Source organism: Deltaproteobacteria bacterium HGW-Deltaproteobacteria-18 (assembly GCA_002841885.1).
Taxonomy (GTDB): domain Bacteria; phylum Desulfobacterota; class Desulfovibrionia; order Desulfovibrionales; family Desulfomicrobiaceae; genus Desulfomicrobium.
This window is the reverse complement of sequence record PHBE01000025.1, coordinates 1-20,945: the sequence shown is the minus strand read 5'-3', so window position 1 is coordinate 20,945 and position 20,945 is coordinate 1. Positions and strand designations below refer to the sequence as shown.

At 53.8% G+C, this 20,945-nt stretch carries 19 protein-coding genes, 1 other RNA gene and 1 CRISPR repeat array; all 20 genes read left to right on the top strand.

The annotated features are described in order from the left end of the window. Nucleotides 1–29 precede the first annotated feature (29 nt). The 20 genes from CVU60_17255 to CVU60_17160 all read left to right on the top strand — a co-directional run bounded on the left by CVU60_17255 (nucleotide 30) and on the right by CVU60_17160 (nucleotide 20,737). A complete protein-coding gene (locus CVU60_17255; protein PKN40138.1) occupies nucleotides 30–2,609 on the top strand; it encodes a hypothetical protein in 2,580 nt (859 codons plus the stop codon). A gap of 100 nt (nucleotides 2,610–2,709) precedes the next feature. Further along, nucleotides 2,710–3,100, top strand: a transfer-messenger RNA (tmRNA) gene (gene ssrA, locus CVU60_17250). Between the two features lie 317 nt (nucleotides 3,101–3,417). Beyond that, nucleotides 3,418–4,683 carry an integrase gene (locus tag CVU60_17245; GenBank protein ID PKN40137.1) on the top strand — a complete coding sequence of 422 codons (1,266 nt, stop codon included), beginning with the start codon at nucleotides 3,418–3,420 and terminating at the stop codon, nucleotides 4,681–4,683. A 124-nt stretch (nucleotides 4,684–4,807) separates the two neighbouring features. Then, nucleotides 4,808–5,569: a hypothetical protein gene (locus tag CVU60_17240; protein ID PKN40136.1), complete on the top strand. Its 762-nt coding sequence runs from the start codon at nucleotides 4,808–4,810 to the stop codon at nucleotides 5,567–5,569. A 156-nt stretch (nucleotides 5,570–5,725) separates the two neighbouring features. Beyond that, the gene (locus CVU60_17235) at nucleotides 5,726–6,019 is read left to right on the top strand and encodes a hypothetical protein (protein ID PKN40159.1); all 294 of its coding nucleotides are present in this window, start codon (nucleotides 5,726–5,728) and stop codon (nucleotides 6,017–6,019) included. A 144-nt stretch (nucleotides 6,020–6,163) separates the two neighbouring features. After that, nucleotides 6,164–8,113: a hypothetical protein gene (locus tag CVU60_17230; protein ID PKN40135.1), complete on the top strand. Its 1,950-nt coding sequence runs from the start codon at nucleotides 6,164–6,166 to the stop codon at nucleotides 8,111–8,113. Further along, nucleotides 8,110–8,724 (top strand): hypothetical protein, encoded by a 615-nt coding sequence (locus tag CVU60_17225; GenBank protein PKN40134.1) that lies wholly within the window; start codon nucleotides 8,110–8,112, stop codon nucleotides 8,722–8,724. The genes CVU60_17230 and CVU60_17225 overlap by 4 nt, the downstream gene beginning before the upstream one ends. Nucleotides 8,725–8,871: 147 nt before the next feature. Beyond that, entirely contained in the window at nucleotides 8,872–9,324 is a 453-nt protein-coding gene (locus tag CVU60_17220; GenBank protein PKN40133.1) for a hypothetical protein, read from the top strand. Beyond that, nucleotides 9,321–9,686 (top strand): hypothetical protein, encoded by a 366-nt coding sequence (locus tag CVU60_17215; GenBank protein ID PKN40132.1) that lies wholly within the window; start codon nucleotides 9,321–9,323, stop codon nucleotides 9,684–9,686. Before CVU60_17220 ends, CVU60_17215 begins: the two co-directional genes overlap by 4 nt. Continuing rightward, nucleotides 9,683–9,874: a hypothetical protein gene (locus tag CVU60_17210; protein PKN40131.1), complete on the top strand. Its 192-nt coding sequence runs from the start codon at nucleotides 9,683–9,685 to the stop codon at nucleotides 9,872–9,874. Before CVU60_17215 ends, CVU60_17210 begins: the two co-directional genes overlap by 4 nt. A 480-nt stretch (nucleotides 9,875–10,354) precedes the next feature. Further along, the gene (locus CVU60_17205; GenBank protein ID PKN40130.1) at nucleotides 10,355–10,999 is read left to right on the top strand and encodes a hypothetical protein; all 645 of its coding nucleotides are present in this window, start codon (nucleotides 10,355–10,357) and stop codon (nucleotides 10,997–10,999) included. A 379-nt stretch (nucleotides 11,000–11,378) separates the two neighbouring features. After that, nucleotides 11,379–12,362, top strand: coding sequence for a hypothetical protein (locus CVU60_17200; GenBank protein PKN40129.1), 984 nt, complete (start codon nucleotides 11,379–11,381; stop codon nucleotides 12,360–12,362). Next, nucleotides 12,359–14,836, top strand: a complete 2,478-nt coding sequence (locus tag CVU60_17195) for a CRISPR-associated helicase/endonuclease Cas3 (protein ID PKN40128.1) — start codon at nucleotides 12,359–12,361, stop codon at nucleotides 14,834–14,836. The genes CVU60_17200 and CVU60_17195 overlap by 4 nt, the downstream gene beginning before the upstream one ends. A 12-nt stretch (nucleotides 14,837–14,848) precedes the next feature. Further along, a complete protein-coding gene (gene casA / locus CVU60_17190) occupies nucleotides 14,849–16,429 on the top strand; it encodes a type I-E CRISPR-associated protein Cse1/CasA (protein ID PKN40127.1) in 1,581 nt (526 codons plus the stop codon). Next, a complete protein-coding gene (locus CVU60_17185) occupies nucleotides 16,426–16,914 on the top strand; it encodes a hypothetical protein (GenBank protein ID PKN40126.1) in 489 nt (162 codons plus the stop codon). The genes casA and CVU60_17185 overlap by 4 nt, the downstream gene beginning before the upstream one ends. Beyond that, nucleotides 16,911–17,573: a type I-E CRISPR-associated protein Cas6/Cse3/CasE gene (gene cas6e, locus CVU60_17180; GenBank protein PKN40125.1), complete on the top strand. Its 663-nt coding sequence runs from the start codon at nucleotides 16,911–16,913 to the stop codon at nucleotides 17,571–17,573. Before CVU60_17185 ends, cas6e begins: the two co-directional genes overlap by 4 nt. Nucleotides 17,574–17,595: 22 nt before the next feature. Next, the gene (locus CVU60_17175; GenBank protein ID PKN40124.1) at nucleotides 17,596–18,825 is read left to right on the top strand and encodes a type I-E CRISPR-associated protein Cas7/Cse4/CasC; all 1,230 of its coding nucleotides are present in this window, start codon (nucleotides 17,596–17,598) and stop codon (nucleotides 18,823–18,825) included. Next, nucleotides 18,815–19,492: a type I-E CRISPR-associated protein Cas5/CasD gene (cas5e, locus tag CVU60_17170; GenBank protein ID PKN40123.1), complete on the top strand. Its 678-nt coding sequence runs from the start codon at nucleotides 18,815–18,817 to the stop codon at nucleotides 19,490–19,492. The genes CVU60_17175 and cas5e overlap by 11 nt, the downstream gene beginning before the upstream one ends. Before the next feature lie 20 nt (nucleotides 19,493–19,512). Then, nucleotides 19,513–20,436: a subtype I-E CRISPR-associated endonuclease Cas1 gene (locus tag CVU60_17165; GenBank protein ID PKN40122.1), complete on the top strand. Its 924-nt coding sequence runs from the start codon at nucleotides 19,513–19,515 to the stop codon at nucleotides 20,434–20,436. Next, nucleotides 20,417–20,737, top strand: a complete 321-nt coding sequence (locus CVU60_17160) for a type I-E CRISPR-associated endoribonuclease Cas2 (protein ID PKN40121.1) — start codon at nucleotides 20,417–20,419, stop codon at nucleotides 20,735–20,737. The genes CVU60_17165 and CVU60_17160 overlap by 20 nt, the downstream gene beginning before the upstream one ends. Nucleotides 20,738–20,784: 47 nt before the next feature. Beyond that, nucleotides 20,785–20,937: direct repeats of the CRISPR family, unit length 29 nt; unit sequence CCGTTCCCCACGCCTGTGGGGATGAACCG. Nucleotides 20,938–20,945 lie beyond the last annotated feature (8 nt).

The window sequence follows — 20,945 nt, the reverse complement described above, 5'->3', positions numbered from 1 at the left end:
AACAGATAAACAAGGGGATTGGCGCTCATATGATTCATAGCAAAAAATGCACAATCCTCTTTGTTCAGCTCCTCCTTGTCATATCCTGCATCGGTATGCTCGCAGGCATTTCGCTGGCCCAAAAAATCCGGGTCGGCATATATCAAAATGAACCCGTGTATTTCCTCTCCAAAGAAGGCGTCCCTTCCGGAATTTTTGCCGACACCCTTTTGGAAATGGCCCGCCAGGAAAAATGGGAACTTGAATTCGTTTCCGGCAGCTGGGACGAGGTGTTTACAGGTCTTCAGACGGGAAAGATCGATCTGCTGCCCGCTGTGGCCTTCAGTGAAAGCCGGAGCAGGCTGATAGAATATTCAAACGCCACCCTGCTCACGAACTGGGGGCAGTTATATGTAAACGAAACAGATTCCCTGCAAAGCATCTCGGACTTGCAAGGCAAGAAGATTGCAGTTCTGAAGCACGATACGCACAATGTCGCTTTTCATAAATTCATGTCCGGATTCGGTTTTGAGTTCACTTCAATTGAATTTGATACCTACAATGAAGTCGTTGATGCCATCGTAAACAGAACTGTCGATTGCGGAGTCGTGAATCGTTTCTTTGGTTCAAGCCAGAAATTCAAATATAAAATCAAGGAAACACCAATAATTTTCAACCCAATCCAGATGAGGTTCGCATTATCCAAGCCTGATCCCTTTCACCTCTTGGCAACACTTGATTCAAACATATCAAAACTTCTGGATAATAAAAACTCAATTTATTATGAATCGTTATACAAATGGCTAGAAAAAAGAGATACAAAATACATCCCATCATGGATAAAATTTACATCTTTTTTAATAGCTTTTGGACTTTTATTATTTTTTCTTGCAACGTTATATTTTAAATTCCAGGTAAACAAAAAAACTTCTGAATTATTATTAAAAAATATTGATCTACAAAATGAAATAGAAACAAGAAAAATTACAGAGGAAGCTTTACACCAAAGCAAAGAGCGATTTCACTATGCCATGACTGCCTCAAAAGATGGCTTGTTTGATTGGGATCTCCAGAGCAATGCCGTATTCTACTCTCCAGCCTGGAAAAGCATGCTCGGATATGAAGAGCACGAGGTGGAGAACGAATTTTCGGAATGGGAAAGACTCACCGCGCCCGAAGACAGATTCAAGGCATGGAGTCTCATGCGTGAACATCTGGCAGGCAAGCGCGATCGTTTCGAGATGGAAATCCGCATGCTCCACAAGGACGGCCACTGGGTCGAGATCCTGGCCCGAGCAAGTGCCGTCCGCGACCATGAAGGCAATCCGGTCAGGGTTGTCGGCACCCATGTGGATATCTCCGAGCGCAAGCAATCCGAGAAAATGCTCATTGCCGCCAAGGAAGACGCCGAGGCGGCCAACCAGGCCAAGTCGTCATTTCTGGCCAACATGAGTCACGAAATCAGAACCCCCATGAACGGCATCCTCGGCATGCTGCAATTGCTGCAGACAACACCGCTCGACAAGGAACAGCAGGAATTCACGGCCCTGGCGGTACAATCCACAAACCGCCTGACACAGCTGCTCTCTGACATTCTCGATTTGTCGAGAGTGGAGGCGGGCAAGATGAGAATCCGCAGCGAACCCTTCAATCTCCGGGACGCCCTGCTCCAACCCATCGACCTTTTCAGCCCTTTGGCAGCGAAAACCGGCGTCAAACTGAAACATCATTTTGACCCAGGCCTCCCGCAAGAGGTCATCGGAGACTCGCTGCGTTTGCAACAGATACTGACAAACCTGATCGGCAACGCCTTTAAATTTACCCGGCATGGCCATGTCAGAGTGGAAGTTTACCCCCTGTCCGCACGCAAGGATGCCGAAAAAAGAATATTCGTTTCCGTTTCAGACACGGGCTGTGGAATCAATGACGAAGACCTCGCCAATCTCTTCCAGCCGTTTACCCAGGTCAGCCAAGGATATGCCAGAACCCACCAGGGAGCCGGGTTGGGCCTGACCATCTGCAAGCAATTGGTGCACCTGATGGGCGGCAACATAGCTGTCGAGAGCGATGAGGGGGTTGGGACCAGTTTTCATTTTTGCGTGACGCTGCATAAGAGCGTCACCGCCGTAAAAATTTCGGATTCTTCCACTGCGGACCCGATCTCGCCCAAAGCAAGGCGAGTGCTCTTGGCCGAAGACGATGAAATTACGGTCTTTGCTGTTCAAAGAATGCTGCAGAAACTCGGATACGAGGTCAGCGTGGCCACCAATGGTGAAATGGCGCTTGATATGCTCGGCCGCGATGATTTTGACGTCATCCTGATGGATGTGCAGATGCCGGTCATGGACGGCGTGGAAGCAACCAGATCGATACGGGCCTCCATCAGCCTCGGACCGAAAAGGAACATCCCCATCATTGCGCTGACAGCCTTCGCCATGAGTGGTGACAGGGAAAAATTCATGGCGGCAGGCATGGATGGCTACATCAGCAAACCGATAAACCTTGATGACTTGCAGCGCACAATGAACCGGACCATAAATTTGAAAGCCCAGAGTGATGCGCACGATGCCCGTCAAGAGCCCGGACCGCCAGCGCGGACGGATTCACTTGACAGGTCCGGACATTCGTGATGTTTGCAGGACCCGGGTTCAACATGAACCGGCATGATTTCGCTTTGTCCGCCTTGTCTTTTGCAAAAACGGATTTAGAATGGACAAGCGTTATTTGAAAGGGGCCGCCCTGGTTTCGACGGGGATGATGAGGCCAAAGTTGCAGGTCGAGGTGCTGGGAGGTCCTCGTCAAAACCCAGCAGAAACATAATTGCCAATGACAATTATGACTACGCAATGGCTGCCTAGTAAATAGGTAACTGTTGCATGACGACCAAGGTCGTCACATCCGTGCGGTGGACGTCTGATAAGCCGTATCCGGGTGGCAAACCCCATCAGGCTGGCGAAAGGCCGCTGTCTGGACAGCCAATCGCGAGACTACATCCGGGCTGGTTTTCGGGACGCCTGTTCATGGGCTCACCTGAAAACGAGATACAGAACATGAACTAAACCTGTAGAAGCTTTGCGCGGAGCATTCTCGGACGGGAGTTCGATTCTCCCCGGCTCCACCAGTTGACAATCCATTCGGTTTTTTACTGTCTAAAACGTCTAAAAAAATCTCAACAAAATCAACCATAAGGCGGGACTCATCACCCCGCCTTGTCCTTTTTCGTCCGATTCCGTCCATTGACATCCGCCTAATCACCCGGATAGAATTCCGGATAACTTTCGATTTTTGAAAAGTTATCCGGTTTTTTCTCAAAAAGTTATCCGGGTACACCCTTCTAGGCCACGACTGGCAAGGGTTCCCGAGATAAGAAAAAAATAAAACCGGATAGCTCCACCGGATAACATCCTGAAAACACAGGGCTGAACATCGGGGGGCATCATGGCAAAATTGACAGAGGTCCAGATCCGCAACGCGGCACCCGGCGAGAAGCGTTACACGCTCCGCGACGAAAACGGTCTTTTCCTCGAAGTGCCCACCACGGGCAACAAGCGCTGGCGGCTACGTTACTGGATCGACAGCAAGGAAAAGCTCATCAGCTTGGGCACGTACCCTACCGTTTCCCTCAAGGACGCCAGAGCCAAACGGGACAAGCTCCGTGGCAAGATAGCCGACCCCGACAATCCCCAGGACCCATCTGCTATCCGCAAGAAAGCCAAAGCCGAGCGCAAGCATGCTGAACAGGCAAAGGGTCAACAGGAACTCGAAGATGCTCAGACCTTCGAGAAGACCGCCAGGGAATGGCACACCAAGAAATCCACCGTCTGGAGCGCCGGGCACGCAGGACGCATCATGCGCGGCCTTGAAGTCAATATTCTCCCCTGGATCGGCTCAAAGCCAATTCGCCTGATCGACGCCCCCACTCTACTCCGCACCATCCGCCGCATCGAAGCACGCGGCACCATCGAGACAGCACACCGAGAACTTTCAACCTGTGGCCAAATTTTCCGCTACGGAGTGGCCAGCGGATATTGTGACCGGGACGTGTCCGCCGACCTTCGTGGGGCCATCACACCCGTTAAGCACACTCACCATGCCGCCATCCTCGAACCTAAGGCGATAGGTGAACTTTTGCGAGATATTGAAGCATACCAGGGTAGCCACGTTGTGCGTTGCGCCCTGCGCCTTGCTCCCCTTCTCTTTGTCCGCCCGGGAGAACTCAGACATGCCGAATGGAAGGAATTCAACTTCGAAGCCGCTGAGTGGCGCATTCCGCCCGAGAAAATGAAAGCCCGCGCACTCCACATTGTCCCGCTCTCCCAACAGGCGCTCGTCATTCTGCAAAACGATTTGCAGCCCCTCACGGGCTCAGGCAAATACCTCTTCCCCGGTCGGGCATCCTCCCGACCCATGAGCGAAAATACGCTGAACGCGGCCCTGCGTTACATGGGCTACGAAAAAGGCCAGATGACCGCCCACGGCTTCCGCTCCATGGCCAGCACGAACCTGAACGAAATGGGCTGGAATCGCGACGCCATCGAGCGCCAGCTTGCCCATGCCGAACGGGACGAAGTGCGTCGGGCATACAACCACGCCGACTTCCTGCCCGAGCGCCGACGGATGATGCAGGCTTGGGCGGATTTTCTGGATCAGGTCCGGGAAGGCGCAAAGGTTATTCCCTTGCATCACACAGCAAGCGTAAAATAAACTTTGGATTTGGCCATTGTGACCAAAGTCTGATCTAGGGCTGATCACAGCGAGCGAAGGACGCACCCCTGCCCCATGTGCGCCTAGCCACTGATTCTTCCGCAGGGGCAAGGAGGTATCGCGCATGGAAATTCCTTCGATCATGATTGTGGGCCACGAGCCGGTTACCCTTGACTTTGAGACTTTGGAGTCCGCTTGCAAACTCAACTTCAACGAGGATCAACGCGCACGCCTGACTTCGGCGGCAGAAGCTTATCGGGCATGGAACAACGCCACGCGTTCACGAAACAAAGGCGGTCTGTTGTGTACTGACAAAGAACTGAAGCTACATTTCAAGAAAATTACAAAGATGGCTAAAAAACTGGCCGCCCTGCTCAACGTCAATTTCGGCACGCACCCCCGCGAATTTCTCGCTGTTGACCAGCTATGGGACGCCCTCGGGCTTGAAAAGCCCAATATCGATCCGCGATATGGATTGTCCAGGTACGCTTTGCCGTATCCAGAAACGAAGCGCTACAGGCCCCAACCCCTGGCAGCGTGTCTCGAAATGTATGCCCTGGGAGCCAAGGCGTTTGCAAAGCGGATACCCGAGGGTAAAGCCGGCCACCCGGAGGACTGGAATCTTGTCCACTACATCAAGGTGCTCCGGGTCATCTTCCGGGAGGCCGGAGGTGGCGACGGAATTCTCTGCTACAAGAGCGAGGCGCTGGGCGGATACCAAGGGGCATTTTTCCATTTGGCCTGTGAATGGCGTTCTCAGGCACTCGGCCTACCATGGCAGGACAGCGCGAATCCGATATGGCTTGCCGTCCAGAAGGAGCAGGAAGAAAAGCGGGAGGAAGAAAAACGGCAGAAAGAAATAGAGCAGGAGGCTTGCCAGAAGTAAGTCTCCCGCTTCTCCACCCACCCGCCTGAAGGGAATCAATCGGAAAAAAAAATTCCGATTGGTTCCCTTTTTCATTCAAGCAAGCCGGTGCCAAATGGTTGTCCATCTAGTGCAATTCCGCCCTAGATGGATTTTTTTTCTTACGAGGTTGATATGATGAAAAAAGGACATCAGGACTCACAAATTACTCGGCCCAAAACAGATCAACAACCTTATCAAGTTCAGTTTCCCGAGGTACTGGGCACTCCGCATCCTGGCCGACTGCTCCGAGTCCGTCAGGTTCTGGAACGCATTCCCATCTCAAGGAGTGCTTGGTGGCTAGGAGTTTCCGAGGGGCGTTACCCAAAGCCGATCAAATTAGGACCAAGAACCACGGCCTGGCTGGAGCAGGACGTTGACGAACTCATCGCGCGCCTGACGACTGAGGCAAGGGGGGGACATGAGGACTAGACGCAACGGAGCCCGGAGCAGGTGGCAGCCTGCGGTCCGGGCTCAAAGGGAAATCGGCACCGAGCACGACAAAAATAAAATGCCCCGGAACTCTCCGTATGTCAATGCCGGAGCCGCCCGTCGTGACCGCTGTGGAGGTCGGCCATGAAACACCTCGACGCCATTCTCCAGGCCCTCGGAGGCCACCGCACGGCCAACAATGGGATCATGGTACATTGCTGCGCCCATGACGACCCGAACCCTTCCCTCTCGATCACCAGCAGGGGCGGAAAGCTCCTAGCGAAGTGTTTCGCCGGGTGCGACCAGGCCACCGTTATTGCTAGTCTAAAGGCCCGGGGGCTCTGGCCGGAATCTACGCCGAAGCAGGACGCCCCCGACGGCATTCCGGCGACATGGCGAGGTAAGCCCCTCGCGGGAAGGTGGACTTACCGAGCCGAAGACAACGCGGTCCTCGGGTACGTGGCCCGCTACGATGGCCCTGACGGCAAGGACATTATCCCCTTCTTCAAACGCGACGGGCAGCGCTGGATATCCGGAGCCGCTCAGACTCCCAGACCTTTGTACGGCCTTGACGAATTGCCCGGCTTCACTGGCGGCATCGTAATTGTTGAGGGAGAAAAGGCGGCCGACGCGGCCCAGAGACTCCTCGCTGACGCCGTGGCCATCACGTGGCCAGGCGGGAGCAACGCCGTCAAGAAGGCGGATTGGGCACAAATGCGAGGCCGCAACGTTGTAGTCTGGCCCGACAATGACGAACCGGGACTGAAGGCCGCGCGTGATGTTGAAGCCATGTGCCGAGAAGCTGGGGCAACGTCCGTACGCATTCTCACCCCTCCTGCCGGGAAACCCAAGGGTTGGGACGCCGCTGATGCCGTGGCCGAAGGATGGAGCAAAGAGACCTTCACGGCCTGGCTGGAGGCTCCGGAACAGTCTGAGACATCGAAACAGTTAGACCCTTACCTGCGCGGGATCTTCACCGCCGCTGCGCTGCTGGCTATGGTGCTCCCAGAACTCGTCTGGGCAGTCCAAGGACTACTCGCAATGGGTTTGGCTATACTTGCCGGAGGGCCGAAGTTAGGTAAATCTTGGCTTGTAACGCTCATCTGCCTTGGTGTCGGCCGGGGTGGTCTGGTTCTTGGCCATTTTACCGCTGAACGAGGCAAAGTTCTCTACTTGGCGCTGGAGGATTCCAAGCGGCGTTTGCAGGACCGTATCCGAACGCTATGCCAACTTGAGCCCGAACTGACGGATGGACTTGAAAACGTGGATTTCCAAACCTCCTGGCCCCGAGTGGATGAAGGAGGCCTTGAAAAACTGGAGTCGTACATTCGCGAGAACGTGCCCAAGGGTCTGAAGCTGGTCGTCTTGGACACGCTGGCCAAGATCGGGCCGAAGTCGAAACCCAAGGGGTTAAACGCATACGAAGCCGACTCGTTGGCCATGGGCCAGATCAAGGCAATCGCCGACAAGTACTCCATCTGCATCTTGGTCGTGACTCATATGAGCAAGGGTCGGTCATCTAACCGTGACCCGTTCGAGGCCATCACAGGAAGCTCCGGACAGTTCGGCACCGCCGACACGGCCATGCTCTTGACGCGCTCAAGGGAAGCAGAAACTGCCAAACTTCTCACCACTGGTCGCGACATTGACGGCGAGGCCTACGCCCTGCGCTGGACTCATCCCGGATGGATCTGCACTGGTCTCGACCACGGCGCAACCGCCCCAAAGATCAGCCCTGAACGTCAAGCGATACTCAAAACATTCGCAAGTCATCACGGCCCCCTCTCCCCCAATATGGTGGCTCACACATTACGCAAATCACCTAAGACCATCAGCAAGCTTATAAATTCTCTCTCTGAGGATGGTTTGTTGTTTTGCGTGGGCTACGGCCTCTATTCATTACCTGGTGGTCAAGGCGGTGGGAGTAGTGGAAGTGATAGGGATGGTGGATGCGGTGGAAATGGAATTTCTGCTGGTGATATTATGGGGGGGGGAAGTTCAAACCTAAGTGAAACAAGAGATGAAGAGGTAACTTCCACCACTTCTACTACTTCGAGTGTAGCTTCTAAGAAGCTCGTGGAGGTGGAGTTGTGAAAACCTATCTTGACGTAACCGCCACTATTTTTGCCGAGGCAGAAAGGCAAGGCATACAAATCACGTTGGCGTCTCCCACTAAATTGAAACTGGTCGGCCCGGATGAATCCGTCGAGAAAATCAAACCCAGCATCCTGGAGCGCAAGGCCGAGATCATCGAACATCTGCAATCTGACCCGTGGGCCTGGCATGTCGTGCCGACAGATCCCGCCGACAAGGACAACATCGAGTGGTGGGAGACCATCGAACACCTCAAAGAACTGCTGGCCTTCGAAGGGTGGCCCTTGGGTCGTATCGGTAAAACGCTCGTCGTTCTGTCGGAACCGTGGTTCACGCCGTCGAAGATACAACGTCTCCACGTTGCCATTGATGGGTTGCGGGCTTGTTGGCCGGTGCTCTGTTCAAAGACCGAGTTTTTTCCTGAATTGGTCCCGGCCCAAGCTAAAAGCCTGTTGGAAAGAATCGAGGGGTGTCACGGAAGTGAGGGCTTCCGGCTCCTCGGATGGAACGGACTGGCTCTCCCGAAATCTTGGCCGACTGCGGTATGGTCGATGCTTTACACGATCTACGCGCAGGCTCTGCAATTTGAGAACGACGGGAGGCCACTATGACCGAGCAGCCCATCCCAGAACGCCTAAAGGTCCTCGAAGACGAAGTAGCCGGGCTCGAAAGCATGATCGATGCCAGGACCCGGCGTTTGTGGCTGGAAATCGAACAGCTCCGAGTTGAGATCAAGGAGTGGTGTAAGGAGATAGCAAATGGCTGAAAATGCAGCGAGAAAACAGCGGGGAAAGCCCTTCAAGAAAGGTCAAAGCGGGAATCCTGCGGGGAAACGTCCAGGGACGCGGAACCGGGCAACACAGGCTGTCCAAGAACTGCTTGATGGTGAGGTCGAGGCCCTTACCCGCAAGGCCGTGGACCTGGCCCTGGCTGGTGACACGACAGCTCTACGTCTCTGCCTAGAGCGCCTGTGTCCACCGACCCGGGAAAAACCAATCTCCCCCGCCCTGCCCCTACCAAACAAACTCACGGCGGAGAAGCTGCCCCAGGCCCTGGAGATAATCGTCAAAGCCGTGGCCTCGGGCGACCTTCTACCGGGCGAAGGCCAAACGCTCACGGGCATGCTGAACGCCCTCGGCAAGGCCCTGGAGCTTGCGGAACTGGAAAAACGTGTCGCGGCCCTCGAAGGGCGCAAGGAGACGCAAGGATGAAATTGGAAACACGGATTGAACAGCTCGAATCATCCAAGGCTGGCCAGGCTGGGGAGCTGTACGAGGACCGCGCCAATTACCGGAGGCATATGCTCTACGTGGTCGACCCGGACGGTGCTGTTATGAGCATCTCGGACCTGAGCGCCTGGCCGGATGAAGCGGCTCTCTGGAGTAAGCATCCCAGGGGTACAAAGTTCCTTCGCCTGAACAGGACCGAGACGGCAGAGATCGTGGACGGCGTGGCGCGAGCGGTGCGCTTCAGGCCGTTCGTATCGACACCGGACATACGCAGGGCGATGGACGAACTTTACAAAGACGTCACCGGGGAATGGCCGGGCCTGGCCAGGGAGGTTGAATCGTGAGAAATTTGCAACGTAGGGTCGGGCGTCTGGAGTCTGAAAAGGTTGTGGAAGATGACTTTCAGCTGGCCTTTGTGGACCTGGATCTTCCGGACGGGCGGATGTTCTACAAAGGCAAGCCGGTCATCATCCGGCCGTGCGCCTTTAGTTTGGTCATCCACAAGCACGCACGCCGAAAAATCGATGCGTAGGTCGTGGCGGGATTGGGGGCAACCCTGGTTCCGCCGTTTCCGCCCTCTGCAGCGTTAACCATATTCCGTGCTGACTGACTGGATAGAGCGTGCTATCTGGCGGGCGTGATTTGGTATAAAGTTATCGCATGGGAATGAATGGCGAGAAGAAAAAAGATGGCCTTCTCCTGTCAAGTGAAGCGCTAGAGTACGAGTGAGGTCTAGAATACAAAAAATTACCTCTGACGTTTGGTAACAACCATGAATAGTGAATCAAAAAATGAACTCGGCCCATTGGATGAGCTGTTTCATCGCGTTGGAACATATCGCCGTGGCCCAGAATTGCGCGATCTTTTCCAATTCATCAAACAATTTCCGCGCATCGCGCCATTCAATGCGTTTTTGCTACACGTCCAGAGACCGGGAAGTTGGTTTGTCGCCAGTGCTGATGAGTGGCTCAATCTTTATGAGAGGACAATAAAGCCAGGGGCCAACCCGCTTGTGATCCTCTGGCCTTTCGGCCCGGTCCGTTTCGTTTTTGAATTGAACGACACAGAAGGCAGGCCCTTTCCTGAAGAGTTGATGGAGCCGTTCAAGGTTGCGGGACAAGTGTGCTTCGAGATGGCCGACAGGCTGCTGCGAAATTTGCCCATCGTCGGCGTCCGGCTCAACTGGGCAAATCATGGCACCGATCGGGCCGGGAGCATCCAAAGGGCGGGACAGCGGTACCGCGTTCCGCACAAGGGGAAATTCCTTAGCATGGATTTCGATATGGTGATAAACCGCAATCTTCAGGACGAGGCGCAAATTGTGACCATCGCCCACGAGTTGGGGCATCTTCTGTGCGGTCACCTCGGCTGGGTCAAGGGTGACAATGGTTTTCCGTCTCGGCCACATGTTGACCAAAATGTCGCGGAATTCGAGGCCGAGAGCGTGGCCTGGCTGGTCAGTGAGAGGATCGGCATCGCCAATCCATCGGAAAAGTATCTGGCCGACTACCTCGACAAGGACGGAACGGTTCCGTCCATCAGCCTTGAAGCGGTTCTCAAGGCCGCCGGGATAGTCGAGAACATGCTTCGGGGGGTGCAGAAGCCTTTGAAGGCATTCGTTGAAGATCCACCTTCGAAAAAAACTGCGACGACTTAAAATTAAATTCTTTGATACGACTCCCTAAGGGCCGGCACATGATCCCTGACCACTGTGACCATGTTGCTGGATGTTCACAGATCCAGATCCCTCGCGCCACTCTACACGTGAGGGAGTTTTTTATGCGATTTCGGACTAAAAATTCAATTATGTCATACAAAGTAAGTCGCATCATACGCATTCACTGAGGAAATACTAAATTTCAGGAATATTGCACGTATTCCGTCATACATTCTGATCCTCCTTGTCTTTCATTCCAATTTTCGGCAATCACATTCATAAAAAAAGATTTCTCCCGTCTACGCTATGGGATCTTCCCCACTGCCGGGGAAGATCTGTTGTTTTGTGCTTGCTGCGAAACCTGCTGGAGGGCCATAAGATGGGAACAAGGAGTTATGATTCAACAAAGTTGGAGCGCATTCTCCATCTCTACATGGCCATCAAGGCGTCCCCGGACAAATCGCCCAAGGAAATCCGGCAGGAACTCGGAGTCGAGAAGTCGGCCTATGGTCGGTACTGCAGTCTGCTCAAAAGCTTGGGCGTAGAATTCCGTTTCGACAGGAAGGCTCGTCGGCATGTCATCGAAAAAGACGCCTTCCTGACCGCCCCGGATCTCGCGCTGGATGAGCGCCTGGCCATCGTACTGGCTGTTGGCAGGCTCGGCGGACTACAGGAATCCTTCTTGGCCTCGCGGGCCCGCAAGGCAGCGGCCAAACTCCTGGCAGTGAATCAGGCCCCTCTTGCCGTGGCCTGCGCAGCCCTGCTCCAGGGACCTGAAATGCCCGCGCATGTCGGAGGAAAAGAGTCAGTCGTCGACGGCCTCTTCAATGCCATCACGGAGCGGCGCAGGGTCCGGATCACCTATCACAAGCCCCATGCCGAACCAGAGACATTCGAGATCGACCCGTACCAGCTTTATGTCCTTGAGGGGTCTCTCTACATGGACGGGTATCACTGGGGACGAAAAGCGGTGCGCTGTTTTAAGGTCTGCCGGATTCAGTATGTCTGGCCTACGGAGATAGTTTTTACGAACGAGCGCGGCTACATCTATGAGGAACGGCGTCATAACTCATTCTGCGTGTTCGCCACAGACAAGGAGCCTGAAGCGGTGCGCGTCTGGTTTTCACCATTCGCCGCGCCCTACATCCGGGAAGGATACCACAGCCCGAGCCAAAGGCTCACGGAACACCCCGACGGTTCCCTGGCCTTCGAGGTTGAGGTGACCGAACCCAGAGAGGTGCTGTGGTGGGCCATGCGCTGGGGCGGGGATTTTGAAGTGCTGGAGCCGCAGTGGCTGAGGGAGGAGGCGATCGTGAAGGTGAAAGTTATGGCGAGGATGTATGGGATGAGGGTGGAAGGATGACACCGGCTGTCAGTAACGACATCTACTTTTGGGCCAAAACCACTGCCGAAGGGCAACTGGGGATTTCCGTTACGGAGCATATGCTGAATGTCGGCCATGTGGCTCGGTTGCTCGCCGACTTGTCACCGCAGTTATGTCAACGACTGAACCTGTCACCTGAAATCGTCGCTGCTTTGGCAGCCCTGCATGATCTGGGAAAAATTTCTCCGGGGTTTCAACAGAAATGTCCGGCTTGGCTTGAGCGGTTTGCAATGTCAGCCATTGCAGAACACAACTCTTGGCAGACCTCTGTGGAGACTGATCACGGTCGCGTCTCGCATGCGTCTATTCAGCAGGCGCTCATGGAACTGGGCGTCAGTCGGAAAACGGCCAAGTATATCTCGGCTATTCTCGGCGCGCATCATGGACGAATCAAAGCTCTTCCGAGTGATCGCGGCATTTCCTGCGTCATGTCGGAATCCGCCAGCGGCATTGCATGGAACGAACTGCGATTCCACACTGTCCGTAAGGTTTGGTCTCATTTTGGAGCGATGATGGATTTTTCCGCGCTGACGGTTTCGGAATCCGGATTGTGGTGGCTCGGTGGCCTGACTTCCGTGGCGGACTGGATCGGATCGGATGAACGCTTCTTCCCTCCAGACAAAGAAATGTCCGAATTCAAGGGCATGAGCGCTCAAGCCGCCCTGGAACACATCGGTTTTCACCACCCCAGGATAACGGCCGATTTGTCTTTTGAGTGCATTTTTCCTTTTTCACCCAATGAATTGCAGGAACGTGCCGCAGCAATCATTACTACGCCAGGCGTCTATATCATTGAAGCGCCTATGGGCATGGGCAAGACTGAGGCCGCCTTGTGGGCCGCATATCATCTGCTGTGCTCCGGGTATGCGTCCGGCGTGTATTTCGCTCTGCCCACGCAGGCCACGAGTAATCGTATTCATCTGCGCATGAATGAATTCCTGGATCGAATCACGGATAATGCTTCAGCATCAAGACTCGTGCATGGCAATTCCTGGCTGTTGGAGGGGAGTGACGTTCCCAAAACTCCAGCCACGACTGTTCACGGGGCCGCAGAGGATGACGCTCGCGCCAGCCAAGACTGGTTCGCATCGACTAAACGCGCCCTGCTGGCTCCGTTTGGTGTCGGCACGGTGGATCAGTGTCTGTTGGGTGTGGTCGCGGCCAAGCATTTCTTTGTCCGTCACTTTGCGCTGGCAGGAAAAGTGGTCATTCTGGACGAAATCCATTCCTACGATCTTTACACCGGCACACTCATCGACAAGCTGATTAAGACACTGGAAGGATTGGGCTGCACGGTCATCATTCTTTCCGCCACATTGACCGCTAAACGTCGGGACCAGTTGCTGGTGACTGTTTTCATCACCCCGCCGCAAGGGCGGCAGATCCGAACCTGCTTCTCCACGGCTGACGATGCCATGAGCCGTGCGAAAGATATGGCGCAACGCGGTGGCGCAGTGCTCTGGATCTGCAATACCGTGGATAGCGCACAACACATTTTCCGCGAATTGTCAGAGCGATGCGGCGAAGCCTTTCCCATCGGCCTGCTACATTCCCGCTTTACCTTTCCCCGACGCGAAGCATTGGAGCAGGAATGGATGGAACGCTTTGGAAAAAACGGATCACGCTGTGGCTCCATTCTCGTGGCCACTCAGGTGGTGGAGCAAAGTGTGGATCTCGATGCGGATCTGCTCGTGACCGAACTTGCACCGACAGACATGCTGCTGCAACGCATCGGGCGGCTCTGGAGGCATCAGCGTTCGGGTAGGCCAGCCTACGAACCTGTTGTAATGATCGTGGAGGAAGCGTCCTCCCTGGAGGCATTTCGAACCATGAAGCCTGCCGCCATCATCAAGGAACTGGGTGCAAAAGCCAAAGTTTATGCTCCGTATGTACTGCTTCGTAGTCTTGAAGTGTGGAAAACGCATGAGCAGGTGGAAATCCCTCGCCAGATCAGAGCGCTGCTGGAAGCGACGTATGCAGAGAGTGAAAATGAGCCGGAGTCGTGGTCTGCGCTGTATGGAGAATGGTTTGCCTCGGATTCTGCAAAGAAAATGATCGCTCAACAGAACGCCAATTACTGGACGGTGGCACTGCCGGATGAAGAGGGCGTCCAGACGCGACTCAACGAAATGCCGACTATCTCCCTTATTTTGTGCTCCGAACACAGTTCGTCACAGAGCGTCCTGTTGAGTGGCGAAGTCATCTTGGCACGGGGTCAGGATTTTTCTCTGGCCGCAGCCCGCGCTATTCACCGCAACCTAGTCAAGGTTCCGGAATACCTGATCTCGTACGGCCAGGAACCGGGCGAAACCCTGTTCAACATGTATGTACGAGGACGCTTTATCGTTGGCGTGGTTGATGCGGCGGGAAGTGTTTCAATCAAAGGTCTGCAGTCCGGAAACCGGCTATTTTATATGGATTCCCTTGGTCTCGTCATTGATCGTTCATCCTGAAACGGAGGATTTATGAATATTGCCTTTGACCCCTGGATGCCGGTGATCGCTCTCGATGGTGCTAGTGCTCGCATCAGCCTGCACGATGCGTTGACGCACGGCGAGGATTATGCGGATCTGGCTGTCCGGCCCCATGAACGCGTGGCCCTGATGCGCCTTATGCTGTGTGCCAGCCATGCGGCCCTTAATGGCCCCAAAAATTATGACGAGTGGGAGCAGGCACCGGAACACTTACCTGAGGCCGCTGACAACTACTTGAAGACCTGGAAGGATTCGTTTGAATTATTTCATCCGGAAAAGCCGTGGCTGCAGGTTGCCGGGCTATCAAAGACCGAGGATGGCAAAGTGAGTTCCGACATTTCGGATCTAACACCAGTATCGAAACTCATCTTTGAAAATGCCACGGGAAATAACACCACCCTGTTCGACCACGAGGGGATGAATACAGACCGAAACATTAACCTTTCAGACGTTGTCGTAGGGATGGTCTCTTTTCAGTGTTTTTCCCCTGGAGGTCTCATCTCTCAAGTTTATTGGGACAAGCATAAAACCAGCAAATCGTCTAAAGATTCTCCTTGTGTTCCGTCCTCAATGATACACGCCTTTTTGCGCGGAAAAAATATTAGCGAGACGCTGTATCTAAACCTTCTTTCAGATGAAGATATCGCAATGTACTGCGCTGGATATGCCAAGGGCTGTCCTGTATGGGAGAAAATGCCCTTCAAAATGGACGATTCCAGCGCTGTTTCTAACGCTACCCAAACGTATCTCGGGCGCTTGGTTCCCATGTCTCGCTTCATCAAACTTAAGTCAGATGGGCAATACATGTTGATGGGCGATGGATTGCCGTATCCGCAATTTACGGATGGATTTCATCCGGAGCCATCTGCCACCGTTGTTCTGCGCAAAAATCAGAAGAAAGAGGAGCGTGCCCTGCTTGCTTATCGTCCTGGCCGCGCCATTTGGCGTGATTTGGCTGCCGTAATGACCAGACAGAGGACACAAAAAGGTGCGAGGGGCCCGTTGATGCTTGAGCGACTTGGGCGAGAGGTCGCCTCAGACTTGTGTGTTTGCGCTCTGGGCCGTGATCAGGCGACAATTCTGAATACCATCGAATCGGTGTACCACATCCCTGAAAACATGAATTCAGAGGCTGGTCTCAACACATACGAAAATAGTGTTCATCTAGCAGAAATTATCTCCGGAAAACTGGGCTGGGCTGTTGAAACCTATCGTTTGGAAATAGACGGTGGCTGGGAAGGTCGTTTGAAAATGGTTGGGCCATCCAAAGGTCAACTCAAAGCCCGACTCCACAGCATTGCGACAACTCATTATTGGACCGCAGTTGAACAACATCTCGATCTGCTCATGAATGCCGTTGGGGCGCTGGGAAGCGATGCGTTCGCGAATTTACAGAAAGCATGGCGATCCATGCTCTATGCCTCGGCCCGTGAAGCGTATGGACTTGCCTGTTCCCAGGATACGTCTCGGAAAATGCGTGCCTTTGCCAAAGGCTGGAAGAAACTGACCATCCGGCAAGATGGGGTTGGAGAAGTGGAAGCAGGTAATTCCAATCAGGAGGAGCAAGAATGAAGACGTTAATTGAACGACTCCTTGGCAGCAAGGATGATCGCGGCCTCATGGCCAACCTGCGCTGTGCCCTCATTGCCGGAAAACGGCATCGAGCTTGGCCCGCCCTGAATCGTCTTGGGGTGAAGATCGATAACGAAGTCGATGTTTTTGTGGCCGGGCTTTTCGCAGCGCATCCGGAGGTCACGGACGTGGGAAACTTTGGCAATCTGTGTCGGCGGATCGAATTGCGGCGTGATCCCCCCAAAAGCAAAGATGCCAAGCTTACACCCACGGAACGCCGTTTTCAGCATGTTCTGGCGGCCAGTGGGGACGAAGTCCTGGATCGCGTATTGCGTCTGGTCCTGATGGCCAAGGCCGAAGGATTATCCGTCAATTACGGACAGTTGCAGACAGATCTGCGGTTTTGGAACGAACGGGTCAAAACCGCGTGGGCAAGCTCCTTCTGGAATCCCGACGCGGAGAAAACCGAGGGGGGGGACGCATGAACTGGCTAACCCGTATGGAGATCCACGCTGATCTGAGGCGAACACATAAAATCTGGGACAATTACGACTGGCATCAACGCTTGTGGGAGTGCTTTCCAGATAATTCCGATGCACTGCGAGATTTTCTGACTCGTGTCGATCAGCAGGAAACGCTCATGGTGCTTTGGATGGCCTCGCTCCGCAAGCCTATCTGTCCGTCATGGTGCCCGCCCGAAGGCTTTGCGTTCAAGCGTATCGCTTCCTCATTTTTTGAGCACAAACGCTATGCGTTCGATCTTGTGGCCAACCCCACCAAGAAACTGTCTGTCAAAGGCGAAGATGGACGCTGCCTGCGTCAGGGCAAACGGGTCGCTTTGGTCAAGGAAGACGAACTGCGTGCCTGGCTCGAACGTAAGGGGGCGGAACGCTGCCTTGATGCCCAGGGAGTATCTGTCAGCGGTGGATTTCGGCTGATTACGGATCGTCCACTCGAAATAAGTCCGATGGTAGAGCAGTTTTTCCGCAAACCGGGGCATGCTGGAATGCACGGAGGTGTGCGATTTCGCGGTACGCTCGAAGTGATAGACACACAGGATTTCATCGCAACCTATCAGCACGGCCTGGGTAGCGCCAAAAGCTTTGGCTTTGGGCTCTTCCTGCTCGCGCCTCTGGCCAATTAAACAATAAATTTAGGAGATATTTATGAGACATCTGGAATTGCACATCATTCAGTCCGTTCCCGTAGCTTGCCTCAACCGTGACGATCTCAATTCTCCCAAAACCGCCATTTTCGGAGGCGTGCAGCGTGCCCGTGTTTCCAGCCAGTCCTGGAAACGCGCTATTCGGGAAATGGCCGCAAAGGAACTTGATGATAATCAGGCCTTCAAAGGAATTAGAAGTCGTCTGTTTGTCAGCAAAATTATTCAATCTCTACTTGAACTCGACGTGAATCCCGAGGATGCAAAAATATTTGCCTCATGCGCTGGTCATTATCTCGCAAAATTAGATCCTAAACAGGAAGGAAAAGTTAAAACACTTATATTTCTTTCTCCATCTGAATATAAAATCTTCGCAACAATTTTAGAATCACTTGAAGAAAAAGACAAAAAGGTGCTTCGGGATGCTTTTGCAGCTGTTGATATTTCAAAACTTGGCAGTGATGACGATGACGATAGCGATGACGACAATGAACCGGATGAAAAGCCTAAGAAGAAAAGTGGAGAAAAAAAGATAACGCCAAAGGAGTTCTCCAAGCGCATTGGAAAAGTGCTAAAATCACAAATTCAAAAGGCTTTTAAGGCTGAGCGTAAAAATGCTGAGGGATTAGTGAAAGATGCCGCCGATATTGCCATCTTTGGCCGCATGGTCGCCAGTGACCATTCCCTGACCGTGGAAGCGGCGGGCATGTTCTCGCACGCACTGTCCACGCACAAGGCCGATAACGAGATCGATTTCTTTGCCGCTGTGGACGATCTGCAACCCAAGGAAGACGCTGGAGCAGGCATGACCAGCACCCTCGAATTCAACTCCGCGACGTACTACCGCTTTGCGGCTTTGAACCTCGACATGCTGGAGGACTCGGGTCATCTGGGTTGCATGTCTGTGGAAGAACGCCAATCCGTTGTCCGGACATTTCTTGAAGCGACCATCAAGGCCGTGCCGTCTGCCCGAAAAAATACCATGAACGCAAACACTCTGCCCGCCTACGTTATGGGAGTTGTCCGCGAAAAAGGGCATCCCGTTCAATTGGTCAACGCCTTTGAAATGCCGATTCGGCCGGGGCAGGGGTACGTCGAAAAATCCGTACAAGCGCTGCAGACCGAGTACGACAAGTTACAGAGCATCTGGGGCATCGAGTCGGTTGAGCACATTGTAATCCCTGCGACAACCATGCCGGATTTCCTGAACAGGATGGTGTCACATGTCCGTTGACATCGGTGTATTGGCTTTGCGCTTGGAAGGGCCGTTGCAGTCGTGGGGTTGCCACAGCCAATACAATCGTCGGGACACAGGGCTTATCCCGACCAAAAGTGGTATCGCCGGAATGTGCTGCGCGGCCATGGGGCATGTCCGTGGAAGTGTTGCGGAACAAGTCTTTCTGGAGTCATTCAATATACTGGCCATGACCGCATTTGCCATCCCCCGTGAACGTCACACTCAGGAAATTCCGGTTCGGCGTTTGACGGACTATCATACGGTGCAGAACACCCGCACCGCTGACGGCAAGAATAAGGATTGTCACATTACCCAACGCGTTTATCTCCTCGACGCCTCTTTCGGCGTATTGCTCGAAGGCGACAATGCGTTTCTGAAACCACTGACGCAGGCTCTGGCCGATCCGGTGTGGGGTATCTGGTTGGGGCGCAAGACGTGCATTCCGTCTGCCCCGGTGCTGGTCGGACTGTTCAATACGCAGGACAAGGCCGTACAGGCTCTGGTCGGCAAAAGGACGCTGTCGTCCTTTACGCGGCAGCAGGATGTCTCAGACTTTGCGGATGGTCGGGACAGTCTGCCGGACAAGGCCTTGAGTTTTGAATCCAGTGCCCGGCGGTTTGCCCCCAGAAGAGTTTGGCTAATCCAACGAACTGAAAACGTTTAATAAAATAACATTATAATGAGATGACAGAACCAATCCTTCCACCTCTGAAGCCACTTCCAATCAAGGATCGGCTATCGATCCTGTTTGTGGAACGCGGGCAGCTTGATGTTTTGGATGGAGCATTTGTGCTCGTGGATAAGAACGGTGTGCGCCAGCATATCCCTGTAGGCAGTGTCGTCTGTCTGATGCTGGAGCCTGGGACGCGGGTTTCCCATGCTGCCATAGCATTAGCCAGTCGGGTTGGATGCTTGCTGACTTGGGTCGGCGAAGGCGGGGTTCGGTTGTATTCCGCAGGTCAACCCGGAGGAGCGCGAGCGGACAGGCTCTTGTACCAGGCCAAGCTGGCTTTGGACGATGCCGCCAGATTGAAGGTGGTGCGAAAGATGTATGAGATGCGCTTTCAGGAGAAACCACCTGAAAAGCGGAGTATTCAGCAACTGCGAGGCATTGAAGGGGCCCGCGTCCGAAAAATGTACGAATTGCTGGCCAAGCAGTATCGTGTTCAATGGAATGCACGGAATTATGACCATACATCCTGGGGAAGCGGAGACATCCCAAACCGTTGCCTTTCTTCGGCAACGGCTTGTCTGTACGGCATTTGCGAAGCGGGTATTCTCGCTGCTGGTTATGCTCCGGCGGTGGGCTTCATCCATACGGGAAAGCCACAATCCTTCGTTTACGACATCGCGGATATTTTCAAATTCGAAACGGTTGTGCCCGTTGCATTCCAGATTGCGGCCCGTAAACCGATTAACCCTGAAAGAGATGTGCGTTTGGCGTGCCGTGACGCTTTCCGGCAGTCCAAAATCCTGAAACGCATTATACCGACGATTGAACAGGTGCTTACTGCTGGCGAAGTATCTGTGCCTACTATGCCGGATGAGGCGGTGACCGTGGCAATCCCTAACAAGGAAGGGCTTGGTGATGCTGGTCATCGTGGTTGAAAACGTGCCGCCCAGACTGCGCGGACGTCTGGCGGTCTGGTTGCTGGAGATCCGAGCGGGAGTGTATGTTGGCAAGGCTAATCGACGAGTGCGCGAGTTGATTTGGTGTCAAGTCAAGACTGGCTTGGGAGAAGGTAATGCGGTCATGGCTTGGAGTACTAACGCGGAAAGTGGATTTGACTTTGAAACCCTGGGCGCAAATCGCCGTATACCGGTGGAGTTGGATGGCGTGAAACTCATATCGTTTCTTCCGCCAGCTCCGGTGGAAAGTGACGGCTCTGAGCCGTCATTAAATCGGTAATCTTGAGGGCTCTTTGAAAAATGAATAGTTTCAAAGGGTTTTATTTAGTCCGTTCCCCACGCCTGTGGGGATGAACCGCCCATGGCCTTTGCCGCATCAGTCTGTTCGGACCGTTCCCCACGCCTGTGGGGATGAACCGCGTCTGAAATATCTTCTCGCTGCTCCATTCTACCGTTCCCCACGCCTGTGGGGATGAACCGGCGACAGC